The organism is Aerococcus tenax, from assembly GCF_003286645.3.
Taxonomy (GTDB): domain Bacteria; phylum Bacillota; class Bacilli; order Lactobacillales; family Aerococcaceae; genus Aerococcus; species Aerococcus tenax.
Window position 1 is genome coordinate 216,840 of sequence record NZ_CP127382.2, and the last position, 13,636, is coordinate 230,475.

Genomic DNA, 13,636 nt, shown 5'->3' on the forward strand with positions numbered 1-13,636 from the left:
ATAATGATGATAAGCACCTTAAGGAAAGGAGGTCAAAATTATGCGCTTACTGGGTCAGGAATTCCCTAAAAAAATCTATGAACGCGGCTATCGCTATTATGCTGATGACCGGGTAGAAGATAACTATGTCAAGGATCAAACCTATCATTTCTGGGTTAGGGGTAGTGAAAAGTATCAAGTTCAATTGAACCTGGACCCAAAAGAAGAAGTGTCAAAGATGACCTGTGACTGTCCCTATGCGGATAATGGTAAAGCCTGCAAACACATGGCGGCAGCGGCTTTGTACTATCAATTCGGACCCTATAGTGAATATGCCATGAGTCATCACTTTCCTGAATTGGACCGCTTGCTTTCCCAATTGCCTAGATTAAGCTTGCTCCACTACTTTAAGCAAGTCCTCCTTGACTATCCTCAACTTGTTCATGATGTTTATGATAGTCTCTTAGCAAGAGAAGATGAAGTTGCCGATGACGAGTTAAATGTTATTCTTGATTTGTTTGATGAGGTCGATGACATTTACTATAAACATAGTCAGTCTGGAAAAATTCCTATTTTTAAGGGTTTTGCTTTAGTTGAGGACTTGACCAAGTATTTGAACAACAACCTTAATGACATTCTCCACCATGGTCAGACCCTTATTGCTCTGATGTTATTAAATCATGTCATTGAAATGGTCGACCAGGTCGAATTTGAAGAGGAATTTGGCCAAGCCGCGATTGTGATCAACCTTTGCGACCAGGCTTATGGATCAATTGTTGATTATCTCAGCCGGGAAGAGCGCGAAGAAGGGCTAGCCATGCTACTGGCTCTGTTAAATAACCACCACAGTTTCTGGATTGACCTCCTCCTTCCCCAAGTGATTGGCCGTCATTTTGACCGTTTCCAAGAGCGTCAACGGCTATTGAGAGCTTGTTTGTATCGTATGGAGACCTTGCAAGAAAAGTTCCCAAACCAGGATTTAGAATGGTATTTTGAAGCTCTGTTTAAACTCTACCAAGATCTAGAGCCTAGTGAGAAGGTGGTCGACTTTGCTAGTCGGCATTTAGATTACCTAGCTAGTGTCGATTATTTGCGCCGTTTTGCTCTTAGCTATAGAGAGGATAGCGATCAAGTCTCAAACAAGTCGGAGAAATATCCTGTACAAATCTTAACCGGCTACCTGAAACAAGCCCTTGTTGATCTGGAAACCGCCAAGAGTCGACCACAGTATCAAGAAATTGCGGCTTTCCTAAAGAATATGGATACTATCGACGGGGGACAATTTGTTCGTCACTGCTTTATTAGTCAGTTGGAGGCTCATTATCCTGATCGCCATGCATTACTGGAAGAATTTGAAAGGTCTTGGTGATGAGTGCTTTTCTTATGATAGCTAGTAGAGGCTAGAGACTCTTTAGCGATCCTTAGTAATAGGGCATCACGCTGCTTTATGATAAACTGAAAGAACTGAAAGAAAAACTAAAGGAGCCGAGTAATTAATGAAATTTATCTCATGGAATATTGATTCTTTAAATGCCGCCTTAACTAGCGATTCCAATCGGGCCCAATTGTCACGAGAAGTCTTACGGACAATTGACCAATACGATCCTGATGTTATCGCCATTCAAGAAACCAAATTATCCGCCAAAGGGCCTAGCAAAAAACACCAAGAGGCCCTAGCCGAATGGTTCCCTGACTATAGTAGCGCCTGGGTCAGTTCAGTCGAACCAGCCCGCAAATCCTATGCCGGGAATATGGTTCTCTACAAAAACAACCTTGAACCAAGTATTTCCTATCCTAAGATTGGAGCGCCAGATACCATGGATAGTGAGGGACGGATCATTACTCTCGACTTTGGGAGCTTTTACTTTACTCAAGTTTATACCCCTAATGCTGGGAATGGCTTGAAACGTTTAGATGAACGTCAAGTTTGGGATGAAAAATATGCCCAATATCTCAGTCAATTAGACCAAGAAAAGCCCTTGATAGCGACGGGTGACTTTAATGTGGCTCATAAGGAAATCGACTTAGCTCATCCGGAAAATAATCATAAATCAGCCGGTTTTACTGATGAAGAACGGTCTGGCTTTACCAAGCTATTAGACCAGGGCTTTACTGATACTTTCCGTCACATTCATGGGGATGTAGAAGGCGTCTATAGCTGGTGGGCACAAAGGGTCAAGACCAGCAAAATTAATAATTCCGGCTGGAGAATTGACTATTTCTTGGTCAGTGACCGTATTGCTGACGCTGTTGAAAAGTCGGAAATGATTGATTCCGGCACCCGTCAAGACCACACCCCAATCTATTTAGAGATTTCTGATGAAATCAAAGCAGGGGAATAGCTGGTGGCCTTCTTGTTAGGTAACAGCACAGTTATCAATGGTTTAGATTGAATATTCCTGCACTTGCGGGGGAGACTTCTTGACTTCAATTAAGAAGTCTTTTTTATATAATGAGATTAATTCTGTAAGAAAATTAGTTAATTTGAATAATGGTTACGGTACATTCTTAGTATTTGAATTCATGATACAAATAATATCGCACTTTTTGATGTATAATCGATTATACCGATGGTGGTGACGGATGTTTCTGAGGTATTTAAACCTTGATGAATTAGTTGATGTCAGCCTAAGTATCCCTCGATGGGCTGAAAGTTTGGCTATTGTAGATGAATTTGATTTATCGCAGTTACTTACTGAAGCGATAAGTGATAAACATTCCCGCTTATAATTTCTAAAGATTTTAACTGAAGCGCTCAAAGAAAAATTAGGCGTCTAATTTCTAGATACAAAAACAGCTGCCAAGAGCGGTCACAAGTATGTATCATACCGGTCCGCTCTTGGCAGCTGTTTATTTATTATTCATTCAGCAGTTTTAATGAAGAAGGGTTATTTCGATTGGCCTTTGCCGTGGTGTTCCGCTTGGGCTTGTTTGAGTTTTTCTGGGGTAATGTCGGTGCCTTCAGGGTCGATGACTTTGGTATTCATCATGATGTTTTTGAAGTTACCGCGGAAGATCTTCAAATATTCTTGACGAAGTTGTGTTTGTTCTTCCTTTTCTTCGGCAGTTAAGCCGTCTTCTTTTTGTTTTTTAGCTAATTCATTGATGCGTTTGAGTAATTCGTCCATGTTAAGACCTCCTTTAATCTTGGTCAGTTGACCTTAAGCTTTTTGCAGCTAGTACAATATACCAAGTATCTGATTAGCCTGCAACTTTCTTGCTTTTAAGTGCCAAGCTAGCACCTAGCCCCATTCCTATAATAATGTTAGAATAGACCTACATGAGTTTGAAGCACAAAGGGGATTATCATGCGAACATTAGCTATCGATACATCAACGGTTTCTATGAGTATTGCGCTGATTGAAGATCAGACCAGCAAAATGGAAATCACCACAAATACTAAAATTAAACACTCTAAAGCCCTTTTACCCTTGATTAAACAGTTGTTTACCACGGTTGCTTGGGAAGTAAGTGACCTGGATCGGGTGATTGTTACTCGGGGACCGGGTTCCTATACTGGACTTCGAATCGGGGTAACCACTGCCAAAACCTTGGCTTGGACCTTAAATATTCCACTTTATTCAGTGACCAGTTTAGAAGCCATTGCTGCCAATGCCGCAGGAGAGGATGGCATCATTTGTCCTCTGATTAATGCTAGACGCCAAACTGTTTTTGCTATGGCTTATGATAGTAATGGACAGGAAGTAGAAGGCCTAACTATGGGGCATTACCGGCTAGCAGACTGGCTAGACCAGTTAAAGGCAGCTTGTCCTGACCAAAGCTTGTATTTTATCAGTTCGGATATTGACCAATTTGAGGAACTAATTAAAGAACACTTGAGAGACCAAGCTAAGTTATTACCGGCAGAAAAAGGGGTTATCCACGCTTCCTTACTGGCTAAGCTAGAACTAGAGGAAGAAGATGTCGCCACTTTCTTACCAGAGTATGCTAAATTAGCGGAAGCCGAAGAGCGTTGGGAGGAGAAACACCCCGAAGAAGCGGCAGCAAACCGAGGCCATTATGTGGAAAGAATGCTTTGATCGTTGGCTCTTTCAACTGGGCAATAAAATTACCCAGTTATTTGCTGATGAACCCAGCCAGGCTTTGAGTCAGCAGATCGATTTGGATAAGGCCACTTTAACTTATGGCCTAGACCAGGAGCTCGATTTAGCCATCTCCGATTCGGAGTGGATTGACCAAATGGTGGCTTTGGAGCGGGCGGCTTATGATGGGCATCAGATGTGGTCCAAGAAGGATATCTATAATGATATGCTTTACAATCCGTCAACTTTTTACCTACAAGCTTTTAAGGAAAAAGAACTGCTGGCCTTTGTAGGTTGTCGGCGGGACAAAGAATCGATTCACATTTCGAATTTAGCCGTACGACCCAGCTACCAGTCCTTAGGGATTGGGTCCAAGCTCTTAGACTTGGTCAAACACTTAGCTCCTGAGCTGGAACGCGACTCGATAACCTTAGAAGTGCGTTTATCCAATGAAGGTGCCAAGAAATTCTATCTACGAGAGGGGTTTAAGGCAACAGGAAAGATGGCGCGTTATTATCGTGATAATCATGAAGATGCGCTCACTTTGACTTGGCAAAATGAAGTCCACCAGGTTGCCCAAGAAGATGAAGCAAATCATAGTCTACCACCGACCGGAGGCCAAACAGATTCCCGGGATTAGTCAGCAGGTGTTGGCTTTTTACCAGGAGGCTTTTGACCGTATGCCTCACATCGCCAGGGATTGGTTGGAACGGGGCTTAGCCAGTCCGCGGCTCTATTTATTCCTCTTGCTAGATGAAAAGCAAGTCGTCTTAGCGGCAGCGACTTTTCAATTATTGGCTGATGAAGGGGAATTATTACATTTTGCAGTCAGCCCCCAAAGAAGGCGCCAGGGCTTGGGGGCCTTACTTTTGACTCAAGCCCTGGTCCACTTAGAAGAACAAGGCTTAGCCCGTTGTTTCTTAGAAGTCCGTGCCCACAACATCCCTGCTCAGGCCTTGTATGAGAGCCAGCGCTTTAAGTGTATTGACCAGCGCAAAAACTATTACCAAGATAATCATGAAGATGCAAAAGTTTATTTATGGGAGAGATCGACCAGTGACAACAATATTGGGAATTGAATCAAGCTGTGACGAAACCGGTGCAGCGATCGTTATTGATGGCAAAGAGATGAAGTGTAATGTCGTTGCCACACAAATTAAAAGTCATATGCGTTTTGGCGGGGTAGTCCCAGAGATCGCTAGCCGCCACCATGTCGAGCAAATCACTCAGGTGATTGATTATGCCATGAAGGAAGCAGACGTAACCTGGCCAGAGATCGATGCTGTGGCGGTTACCAAGGGGCCTGGCTTAGTGGGCTCTTTACTTATCGGGATTACTGCGGCTAAAACCCTGGCTTTTGCCCATGACAAACCCTTAATCGGCGTCAACCATATGGCAGGTCATATCTATGCCAATAATATATCTGATCAAATGGTTTTCCCTTTATTAGCCTTAGTGGTCAGTGGGGGACATACGGAATTGGTCTATATGAAAGAAGACGGCCACTATCAAAAAATCGGCGATACCCGTGATGACGCTGTGGGGGAAGCCTATGATAAGGTCGGCCGTATTTTAGGGGTTCCTTATCCTGGGGGTAAACGCATGGATGAAATGGCCCAAGAAGGTCAGGCCATTTATGACTATCCCCGCCCCATGATCAATGAGGATAATTTTGACTTTTCATATAGTGGACTGAAATCAGCGGTCATTAACCATACCCATAATGCGGAACAAAAAGGGGAAAAATTAAATCCTTATGATGTGGCAGCCAGTTTCCAAGCAGCGGCTGTTGAGGTCCTAGTAACTAAAACCATGCGGGCCATCGCTGCTTACCCGGTTAAACAATTAGTGGTTGCTGGCGGGGTAGCTGCTAACTCTGCTCTTAGAAAAGGCTTAGAAACTGAGCTAGCCAAGCAACACCCTGAAGTGCGCTTGTCCTATCCGCCTCTGAGTCTATGCGGAGATAATGGTGCCATGATCGCTGCAGCTGCCTACCCGCAATACCAAAAGGGTGATTTTGTCGGCTTAGATTTAGATGCCAACCCAGGTCTAGACTTAGGTGATGAAAATTAGTTGCCCTTAGGCGGAGGTCACTTGATTTTTAGAGAAAGCTTAGGGAGGAAAGATGGTCTTAATTGGTTTAGAAGTCACTTTTATTATTGACCAAGCTTATACTTTGAAGGATAAGCGCCGGATCGTCAAAAGTATGGTGGAACGGGCCCAACAACGTGAAAAGATGACTGCTGCTGAGATTGCTGACTTAGACTTAGTCAACCAAGCGGTAGTTGCTTTTGGCCTTGTTTCTAATTCATACAGTAAGAGCCGGCAACGCTTGCTGAACTATCTCGATAAAATTGAAGCCTGGTACCCCATTGAGGTCATTCATACCGAATGGCTGGAAGCCTAAAAAGAAAAGGTATGCGCACAGGAGGACTTGATCTTGAGTTCTCCTGTGCGCATACCTTTTTTATCTTTATTGGTCAAAGTCTTCTAATTGACTTTGAACGACTTCCCATTCCTTAAAGAGTTCTTCTTGTTGGGCTTGTTTGTCTTTAAGGGACTGGTCGAGTTGGTTTAATTCATAGTAATTTTGTAAAATGTCAGGATCAGTCATTTTTTCCTGAATTTCTACCATTTCTTCATCTAAGCTTTCAATACTTGCTTCGATTTTTTCGCTTTGTCGTTGGAGTTTTCTTTTTTCTTTTTGGCGTTCCTTACGATTTTGATAGGCTTGGGCGGACTGGCTGGATGCTGGCTTTTCTTCAGCAGGACTGGTTTGATTATCTTTATTTTCTTCGGCTAGCCGGGCTTCTTGCTCGGCTTTTTTACTAAGGTAATAATCGTAATCGCCTAGGTAGAGGGTAGAGCCCTCGGGACTAATTTCAAGAACTTGGGTAGCAATTCGATTAATAAAATAGCGGTCATGGCTAACAAAAAGTAGGGTGCCGTCGTATTCAATCAGGGCATTTTCTAAGATTTCCTTAGAATCAATATCCAAGTGGTTGGTTGGTTCGTCGAGAACCAAGAAATTATCGTGGTTAAAGGAAAGTTTGGCGAGGGCAAGCCGGGCCTTCTCCCCTCCACTCAGCATGGCGACAGATTTTTCCACGTCTTGTCCGGAAAAGAGGAAAGACCCCAGGATGGTACGAATGTTTTCCTCGTTAATGGTCGGATGGTCATCCCAAAGTTCGTGGAGGACATCCTTATTGCTGTGGAGTTTGGCTAATTCTTGGTCATAGTAGCCAATGGTCACATTAGCCCCATAGTGAATTTCCCCCTTGATGGTGGGAATTTCTTGGATAATGGTTTTTAAGAGGGTAGATTTACCCACGCCGTTGGGTCCCACCACTGCGATAGCTTGTTGCTTTCTAATATCCATCTCAATCGGATAAGAAAGTAAGTGATCATCGTAACCAATGCCTAAGTGGTCAGCAGTAAGGACCACATTGCCACTGGACTTGTCCGTTAGAAATTGAATGTGGGGACTTTTTTCGTCTTGCTTAGGCTTTTCGATTTTGGGCATCTTTTCGAGTTGCTTACGCCGACTCTGGGCCATCTTGGTGGTCGAAGCCCTAACAAGGTTACGAGCCACATAGTCTTCTAACTTGGCGATTTTCTTTTGCTGTTTATCATAGGCCTTTTGCCAGCTTTCTAGGCGAACAGCCTTTTCTTTGAGGTAAAAGGAATAATTCCCCTTATAATATTCCATACTGTGTCCGGTCATTTCATAGGTTTCATTGGTGACATGGTCTAAGAAATAACGGTCGTGACTGACGATCAAAAGGGCTCCAGGATAGGAAGGTAGGTAATCTTCTAGCCAGGTTAGGGTTTCAATGTCTAAGTGGTTGGTGGGTTCGTCGAGGATGAGAATATCGCGCTTTTCAAGGAGGACCTTGGCCAGGGCTAGTCGCGTCCGTTGACCACCAGATAATTGGTTAATGGGTTTGTCGTAATCTGATTCGGGAAATTGAAAGCCGTGGAGGACCATGCGAATCTCGGAATCATAACCGTAAGCATTGCTTTGGTTGACTTCTTCTTGTAATTGGTCATAGCGTTTGAGGGCCTCTTGGTAGCTTGCTTCATCCTGGGCATCGGCCAAGTCTTGAGCGGCTTGCTCGGCATGGTGGATGAGAGCGATAGATTCCTTAAAAACTGACCGCATTTCTTCATAGATCGTCCGTTGACTGTTTTCAATGGCGGCATGTTGGTCCATGTAGGCAATGGTCTTTCCCTTAGCCCGGGTGACTTGCCCTTGGTCAGGCTCTTCGATCCCTGCCAACATTTTGAGTAGGGTTGATTTGCCAGTGCCGTTTCGCCCGACTAGGGCAGTCCGACTATTATCTTGGATGGTCATTTGGACATCTTGGAAAAGAATATCGGAGCCAAAACGTCGCATGAGTTTTGATCCTTGTAATACAATCATTGGATCCTTTCCTCCTAAATCGTTTATTATTGTCTTCACTAGTGTATCATATTTTATCGATAGATATTTTTGACTTTGTGAACTTTCCCTTAGAAAGGGGCGGGATTATTCACAAAGTTTTAAAATTAATGAAAATTAGCCAAAAAGATTTATGTGATTTTTCACAAAGTTCTTTCCATTTTATGATTTAGGTGATAAAATGTATTTGATATCTTGTGAAAAGGAGTGGAAACATGAAGGAAATTCCACGTGCAACGGCTAGGCGGTTACCGCTTTATTACCGTTACTTGCATAATTTTAAGAATATGGGTAAGACACGGATTTCTTCCAGTGAACTCAGTGAGGCGATCAAAGTGGACAGCGCCACTATTCGCCGGGATTTCTCACATTTTGGTGCCCTAGGGAAGCGTGGTTATGGCTATGATGTTGAAGCTCTATTGGACTTCTTTAGTCGCCAACTCTACCAAGACCGCCTCACCACAGTGGCTTTAATCGGGGTCGGTAATTTAGGGAACGCCTTATTAAATTATAACTTTAAACGGACCAATAATATCCGGATTGGGGCGGCCTTTGATATTAATCCTGAGATTGTAGGAACCGTCCATAGTGGGGTACCGGTTTACCCCATGAGTGAATTAAAGGAACGGATTCAAGAAATGGAAATTCTGATTGCTATTATGACCGTTCCGGAAAAGGTCGCCCAAGATACCGTGAGTGAATTAGGAGAAGCCGGTATTCAAGGCATCTTGAACTTTACGCCGGTGGTTTTAGATGTTCCTGAAGATATTCATGTCCAAAACGTCGATTTAGCCAATGAGCTGCAAACTCTGATTTACTATATTGGTAATCGAAATGGCAACAATAAAAAGAAAAATTAGTAGAACTAGCAGAAGTTAGCAGGAACCTGACAGAATGATCAGGTCTAACTTATGCCAGTCGCTTAGTAAAGCCCTCTTCAAGTGAGGGCTTTTTTCTTGTCATTAATAGTAAAAATCAAGAGTCTGGGACAAAAGTCCCAGACTCTTTTCAAAATACGAACTATCTAATCAAAACGTGTTCCCAAAGTCAGCCCTGACGTCCACTTCACAAACTATGTGCGATAGGCTTGTGCCTATCTTCCATAGTTTGTTCCAGTGGTTCAGGGCTCTTTTGACTTTTGTCACACTCTCATCTCAATTTCCTAACTTTACGGGCATATACTTTTTAAATGATAATTTATACTTTTAAAGTGATAAAAAGAAAAAAGGTCAAAAAAAGTCAACGAATTACTTGATTTATATCTGGAAATGTTTTACTATAAATATTGTAAGTTAGCAGTCGGAGATGATGAGTGCTAACAAATCATTAAAAGTGTTATTAATTAGTATGTTAAATTTGGAGGGATATTTTAAATGTTAAAGCCGTTAAATGAACGTGTGATTATTCAAGTCCAAGAAGAGGAAGAAAAAACTGCTTCTGGCATCGTTTTACCATCTGCTGCTAAAGAAAAACCTCAAGTAGGTCAAGTGGTAGCCGTTGCTGATGCTACTGATGACTACACCCCTCAAGTTAAAGTGGGCGACCAAGTTATTTTTGAAAAATATGCAGTAAGCGAAATCCGCTATGAAGGGGAAGATTACCTCATCATTAAAGAAAAAGATTTAACTGCTGTAGTTGAATAATCATTGACTGAACTTCGACAACCAACAAAAAAACATTGAATTCTCGATCATGCTTAGATTTAGAATAGGAGATAGATAGAATGGCCAAAGATATTAAATATTCAAGTGATGCAAGACAATCTTTAGTAGAAGGTATTGATAAATTAGCTAATACCGTGAAAGTGACCTTAGGACCTAAGGGACGTAACGTTGTCCTAGAACGTAGCTATGGGTCTCCATTAATCACCAATGATGGGGTGACCATTGCTAAAGACGTTGAATTAGAAGATCACTTTGAAAATATGGGAGCTAAATTAGTTTCTGAAGTCGCTTCTAAGACCAATGATGTTGCTGGTGACGGGACAACTACCGCTACCATCCTAACTCAAGCTCTCGTCCATGAAGGCTTTAAGAACGTGACAGCAGGGGCAAATCCTGTGGGCATTCGTCGTGGGATGGATCAAGCTATCCGCAAGGCAGTAGAAGCTTTGAAAGAAATTTCTGTTCCAGTGAATGCTAAAGAATCTATTGCTAACGTTGCGGCAATTTCTTCCGGCGACCAAGAAGTAGGTCAATTAATTGCAGACGCTATGGAAAAAGTAGGCCAAGATGGTGTCATTACCATTGAAGAATCACAATCCATGGACACTGCCTTAGACGTTGTTGAAGGGATGCAATTTGACCGCGGTTACTTATCCCAATACTTTGTAACCGACAACGATAAGATGGAAGCTGTTCTCGATGATCCTTACATCCTTCTCACTGATAAGAAGATTTCTAATATCCAAGATATCCTTCCATTATTAGAACAAATCGTACAACAAGGTAAATCCTTATTATTAGTGGCTGACGATGTTGAAGGTGAAGCACTTCCTACTTTAGTCTTGAACAAGATTCGTGGGACATTCAATGTCGTTGCTGTGAAAGCGCCTGGCTTCGGTGACCGTCGTAAAGAACAATTAGAAGACTTAGCTGTTCTTACCGGTGGGACAGTTATTACTGAAGACTTAGGTCTTGAATTGAAAGACACCAGCATTGATCAATTAGGTCAAGCTGCCCGCGTAACCATTACTAAAGACGATACCACCATTGTTGAAGGTAAGGGTAACAAGGAACAATTGGAACAACGTGTGGCTCATATCAGAAAACAAATTGAAGAAACTACTTCTGACTATGACCGTGAAAAATTACAAGAACGTCTTGCTAAATTAGCTGGCGGGGTTGCCGTTGTTCGCGTGGGTGCAGCGACCGAATCTGAACAAAAAGAACGTAAATTACGTATCGAAGACGCTTTAAACGCTACTCGTGCTGCGGTTGAAGAAGGTATCGTAGCTGGTGGTGGTACTGCCTTCATGAATATCCAAGACAAGGTGAAAGAAGTCGTTGACTCCTTAGAAGGTGACGAACAAACTGGTGCAGACATCGTGGTCCGTGCCCTCGAAACCCCACTACGCCAAATCGCTGAAAATGCTGGTCTAGAAGGTTCTGTCATTGTAGAACACATTCACGATAAAGACCAAGGCGTTGGTTACAACGCTGCTAGTGGTGAATGGGTAGACATGATTTCTGATGGTGTGGTTGACCCAACCAAGGTGTCACGTTCTGCTTTACAAAATGCAGGCTCAGTAGCTGGTTTGATTTTAACTACTGAAGCAGTTGTTGCTGACCATCCAGAAGAAAATGCAGGAAATGATGCAGCTGCAGGAGCAGGCGCACCAGGTATGTATTAATCCGAAAACTGAATAGGATAAAGATTGAAAGAGGCTGGGACAAAAGCCTCGAAATAAAAAGGGATAAGAAGTTAGTTTTCACTAATTTCTTATCCCTTTTACTTAAAATTAGGTATAAAAAAAGCACCCTGCTATAATATTAGTAACCACACTAAAGATTAAGGGGTGCTTCTTGTGTACATACAATATAACATGAATCAAACAACACTTCCACTAGAATTATCTGCATGTATCGATCCAGATCATATTGTATTTTCAATCTATAATTTTATTGAATCTCTGGATGAAAAACATTTTGAAAGCTTCAGTACCCAGGACGGACGTCCTGCCTATCATCCAAAACCTTTAATTATGGCGCTTTTATACGCTTATAGTAAAGGCGTATTTAGTGGAAGAAAAATAGAAGAATTAATGGTTGAAAATATACCCATGCAGTGGCTAGTCGCTCAATAAGTTATTAGCTATCGAACGATTAATCGCTTCCGTTCCTCAGAAAATTGTAGATGTTTATTAGAAAATTTATTCGTTGAGTTTACCACTCAGTTAAAGTTAGAGAAATTAATTCATTTAGAAAATTGCTTTATAGATGGAACTAAAATTGAAGCGAATGCCAATAAATATTCTTTTGTTTGGAAAAAGGCAACTGAAAAATATGCAGAGCAATTAAAAGTGACTTCACGTGAATATTACTTTAATGAAATTCAACCGATGGTTGATGCTGGCATCCAATATGATGAAAATTTAGATCTAGAAGAAAATATGCTTCAAGAGATATCTAAAGTTCTTAAGGAAGAAATCGATAAACTCACTGAAGATATTGAGGAAACTCCTGTAAAAGGGCCAGATCAACGTAAACAAGAACGTCGTCGTTTGAAAAAACATTACCGTAAAGTGAGTAAAGATTTTCTACCCCGCAAACAAAAGTATGCCAAACAGTTTGAAACATTTAACGGAAGAAACAGCTATTCAAAAACAGATCCTGATGCTACGTTCATGCGAATGAAAGATGATCATATGATGAATGGGCAATTGAAAGCGGGATACAATATCCAAGTAGCGACTGAAAACCAGTTTGTCCTTCATTATGATATTTTCCACAATCCGACGGACACGCGGACTTTACAACCCTTTGTTGAAAGTTTTCCTAATTTCCCGAAATGCATTATAGCTGATGCTGGTTATGGTAGCGAAGAAAACCTTACTTATTTAGATAACCATAAAATTAACCATTTGATTAAATATAATCGGTTTGATAAAGAGCAGAAAAAGAAACATAAAAAATCAGCTAAAAATATGGATAATTGGAGTTACGATAAGCAAAGTAATACTTTTACACATCCTGACGGCACGGTTTATTTCTTTAGTCATCTCCAAAAACGAAAAAATAAAATGAGTGGTTATATTTCTGAAATTCAGGTTTATAAGCCTTTGGACCCAAAAAATGCGCCGCAAAAGGCGCTTTACTATAATAAAAACTATCAGGAATTAAAGAATATAGAAACACAGAAGCTTTTATCTGAAGAAGGATCTAAGCTCTTTTCCAAACGGAAAATTGACGTTGAACCAGTTTTTGGCCAGATAAAGGCTATTTTAGGGTTCACTCGATTTAACCTCAGAGGGAAAACAAGGGTTAAAACTGATGTTGGATTGGCCTTCATGGCCAATAATTTGAAAAAATATAGCAAAATAAAAGCAATAAAATAAGAGAATCTACAAATCACGCTTAAGTAATTTGTAGATTCTCTTTTAGTTTTAGAGTTCGCAGACTTTTGTCCCAGGCTCTTTTCACAAAAAAGTAAGCTCAGATTAAGGGGATTTTCC

Annotated in this window: 13 protein-coding genes and 1 pseudogene; 12 read left to right on the forward strand and 2 right to left on the reverse strand. The window is 41.5% G+C overall.

Annotated features, from left to right (window positions below; all coding sequences use genetic code 11):
• The first annotated feature begins 40 nt into the window (after positions 1-40).
• The 3 genes from DBT50_RS01030 (at position 41) to DBT50_RS01040 (ending at position 2,709) form a co-directional block, all read left to right on the forward strand.
• Entirely contained in the window at positions 41-1,348 is a 1,308-nt protein-coding gene (locus DBT50_RS01030; RefSeq protein WP_111852431.1) for an SWIM zinc finger family protein, read from the forward strand.
• Positions 1,349-1,475: 127 nt separating this feature from the next.
• The gene (locus tag DBT50_RS01035; RefSeq protein ID WP_111852432.1) at positions 1,476-2,321 is read left to right on the forward strand and encodes an exodeoxyribonuclease III; all 846 of its coding nucleotides are present in this window, start codon (positions 1,476-1,478) and stop codon (positions 2,319-2,321) included.
• 241 nt (positions 2,322-2,562) lie between these two features.
• A complete protein-coding gene (locus DBT50_RS01040) occupies positions 2,563-2,709 on the forward strand; it encodes a hypothetical protein (RefSeq protein WP_181566122.1) in 147 nt (48 codons plus the stop codon).
• A 158-nt stretch (positions 2,710-2,867) separates the two neighbouring features.
• Here DBT50_RS01040 and DBT50_RS01045 read toward each other — a convergent pair whose 3' ends face one another.
• Complete coding sequence (locus tag DBT50_RS01045) at positions 2,868-3,107, reverse strand: DUF896 domain-containing protein (protein WP_111852433.1); 240 nt, start codon at positions 3,105-3,107, stop codon at positions 2,868-2,870.
• A 180-nt stretch (positions 3,108-3,287) separates the two neighbouring features.
• Here DBT50_RS01045 and tsaB point away from each other — a divergent pair, with 180 nt between their 5' ends.
• From tsaB to DBT50_RS01070, 5 genes are read left to right on the forward strand one after another with little or no spacing between them, the layout of a single operon-like run.
• The gene (tsaB, locus tag DBT50_RS01050) at positions 3,288-4,019 is read left to right on the forward strand and encodes a tRNA (adenosine(37)-N6)-threonylcarbamoyltransferase complex dimerization subunit type 1 TsaB (RefSeq protein WP_111852434.1); all 732 of its coding nucleotides are present in this window, start codon (positions 3,288-3,290) and stop codon (positions 4,017-4,019) included.
• On the forward strand, positions 4,000-4,662 hold the full coding sequence (rimI, locus tag DBT50_RS01055) for a ribosomal protein S18-alanine N-acetyltransferase (protein ID WP_111852435.1): 663 nt from the start codon (positions 4,000-4,002) through the stop codon (positions 4,660-4,662). The genes tsaB and rimI (DBT50_RS01055) overlap by 20 nt, the downstream gene beginning before the upstream one ends.
• Positions 4,607-5,101: a ribosomal protein S18-alanine N-acetyltransferase gene (gene rimI, locus DBT50_RS01060; RefSeq protein WP_181566123.1), complete on the forward strand. Its 495-nt coding sequence runs from the start codon at positions 4,607-4,609 to the stop codon at positions 5,099-5,101. Before rimI (DBT50_RS01055) ends, rimI (DBT50_RS01060) begins: the two co-directional genes overlap by 56 nt.
• Positions 5,079-6,095, forward strand: a complete 1,017-nt coding sequence (gene tsaD, locus DBT50_RS01065) for a tRNA (adenosine(37)-N6)-threonylcarbamoyltransferase complex transferase subunit TsaD (protein WP_224785050.1) — start codon at positions 5,079-5,081, stop codon at positions 6,093-6,095. The genes rimI (DBT50_RS01060) and tsaD overlap by 23 nt, the downstream gene beginning before the upstream one ends.
• A gap of 52 nt (positions 6,096-6,147) precedes the next feature.
• A complete protein-coding gene (locus DBT50_RS01070; RefSeq protein ID WP_111852438.1) occupies positions 6,148-6,429 on the forward strand; it encodes a DUF503 domain-containing protein in 282 nt (93 codons plus the stop codon).
• A 66-nt stretch (positions 6,430-6,495) separates the two neighbouring features.
• Here the strand turns inward: DBT50_RS01070 and DBT50_RS01075 are convergent, their stop codons facing one another.
• Entirely contained in the window at positions 6,496-8,445 is a 1,950-nt protein-coding gene (locus DBT50_RS01075; protein ID WP_111852439.1) for an ABC-F family ATP-binding cassette domain-containing protein, read from the reverse strand.
• Between the two features lie 233 nt (positions 8,446-8,678).
• Between DBT50_RS01075 and DBT50_RS01080 the strand changes: the two genes are divergently transcribed.
• The 4 genes and pseudogenes from DBT50_RS01080 (at position 8,679) to DBT50_RS01100 (ending at position 13,519) form a co-directional block, all read left to right on the forward strand.
• On the forward strand, positions 8,679-9,323 hold the full coding sequence (locus DBT50_RS01080) for a redox-sensing transcriptional repressor Rex (RefSeq protein ID WP_064293403.1): 645 nt from the start codon (positions 8,679-8,681) through the stop codon (positions 9,321-9,323).
• Between the two features lie 513 nt (positions 9,324-9,836).
• On the forward strand, positions 9,837-10,106 hold the full coding sequence (locus tag DBT50_RS01085) for a co-chaperone GroES (protein WP_013668958.1): 270 nt from the start codon (positions 9,837-9,839) through the stop codon (positions 10,104-10,106).
• An 80-nt stretch (positions 10,107-10,186) separates the two neighbouring features.
• A complete protein-coding gene (groL, locus tag DBT50_RS01090) occupies positions 10,187-11,815 on the forward strand; it encodes a chaperonin GroEL (RefSeq protein ID WP_013668604.1) in 1,629 nt (542 codons plus the stop codon).
• A 174-nt stretch (positions 11,816-11,989) separates the two neighbouring features.
• A pseudogene (locus DBT50_RS01100) lies at positions 11,990-13,519 on the forward strand (IS1182 family transposase).
• The last annotated feature ends 117 nt before the right edge of the window (positions 13,520-13,636 follow it).